Origin of the sequence: Lactobacillus sp. ESL0260 (assembly GCF_003692935.1) — a bacterium.
Taxonomy (GTDB): domain Bacteria; phylum Bacillota; class Bacilli; order Lactobacillales; family Lactobacillaceae; genus Lactobacillus; species Lactobacillus melliventris.
On the sequence record NZ_REHO01000018.1, the window covers coordinates 1 to 1,343 of the forward strand.

General features: G+C 49.8%; 2 tRNA genes and 2 rRNA genes. All 4 read right to left on the bottom strand.

The annotated features are described in order from the left end of the window. Positions 1 to 817 (bottom strand): 23S ribosomal RNA (locus F5ESL0260_RS09340); the annotation flags it as partial. Between the two features lie 122 nt (positions 818 to 939). After that, positions 940 to 1,012 (bottom strand) — tRNA-Ala (locus tag F5ESL0260_RS09345). Positions 1,013 to 1,054: 42 nt separating this feature from the next. After that, positions 1,055 to 1,128, bottom strand: a tRNA-Ile gene (locus F5ESL0260_RS09350). Between the two features lie 128 nt (positions 1,129 to 1,256). Next, a 16S ribosomal RNA gene (locus F5ESL0260_RS09355) occupies positions 1,257 to 1,343 on the bottom strand; the annotation flags it as partial.

Genomic DNA, 1,343 nt, shown 5'->3' on the forward strand with positions numbered 1-1,343 from the left:
CACCGCTACCCACAACTCATCCCCGCAATTTTTAACTTACGTGGGTTCGGTCCTCCAGTGCGCTTTACCGCACCTTCAACCTGGTCATGGGTAGGTCACTTGGTTTCGGGTCTACATCAACTAACTACCTCGCCCTCTTCAGACTCGCTTTCGCTCCGGCTCCGTCTTTTCTGACTTAACCTCGCTAATTAACGTAACTCGCCGGTTCATTCTACAAAAGGCACGCCATCACCCTTTAATGGGCTTTGACTACTTGTAGGCACACGGTTTCAGGTTCTCTTTCACTCCCCTCCCGGGGTTCTTTTCACCTTTCCCTCACGGTACTGGTTCACTATCGGTCACAATGTAGTATTTAGCCTTGCGAGATGGTCCTCGCTGCTTCAATCGGGATTCCTCGTGTCCCGACCTAATCAGGATCCTGCTCGGCGCGCTGGGGATTTCGCTTACGGGGCTCTCACCCTCTCTGGCTTACCTTCCCAGGTAATTCTGCTATCCTTTGCGCTACCTTGTCGCAGTCCTACAACCCCAAATGATAAATCATCTGGTTTGGGCTCTTTCCGCTTCGCTCGCCGCTACTAGGGAAATCGATTTTTCTTTCTCTTCCTGCAGCTACTTAGATGTTTCAGTTCACTGCGTCTTGCCCCAGGTGGCTATTGATTCACCACCTGGTAATGCATCTGCATGCATTGGGTTCCCCCATTCGGATATCTCCGGATCTTTGCGTACTTACTGCTCCCCGAAGCCTTTCGTGGTTCGTCACGTCCTTCTTCGCCTCATTGTGCCTAGGCATTCACCGTGCGCCCTTCTTTACTTGACCTTACTCAAGATACTCTCTCGGTCGCTCTTTAGCAATCTGTTCTCTTTTGATTGTTTCTCGGTTTTTCTTGGATTATATTCAGTTTTCAATGTACTAACTCATTGGATCTGTCGCAGATCCAATGGAGGCTAACGGGTTCGAACCGATGACCTCCTGCTTGCAAAGCAGGTGCTCTCCCAACTGAGCTAAGCCCCCAATGTCTTTTTCTAGACACGCTGCTTTTCTTATACTTGCCTATGGGCCTAAATGGACTTGAACCATCGACCTCACGCTTATCAGGCGTGCGCTCTAACCAGCTGAGCTATAGGCCCGTACCTAGCGTATCTTTTCCTTTTTCTGAGGTACTACCCTCAAAACTAAACAATGTCTTCCCTACTCATGTGCTCTTGCCGGACTTCTTTAGTATTTCTACTCTCCGTCTCGGCTCCCTTTTCCTTAGAAAGGAGGTGATCCAGCCGCAGGTTCTCCTACGGCTACCTTGTTACGACTTCACCCTAATCATCTGTCCTGCCTTAGACGGCTGACT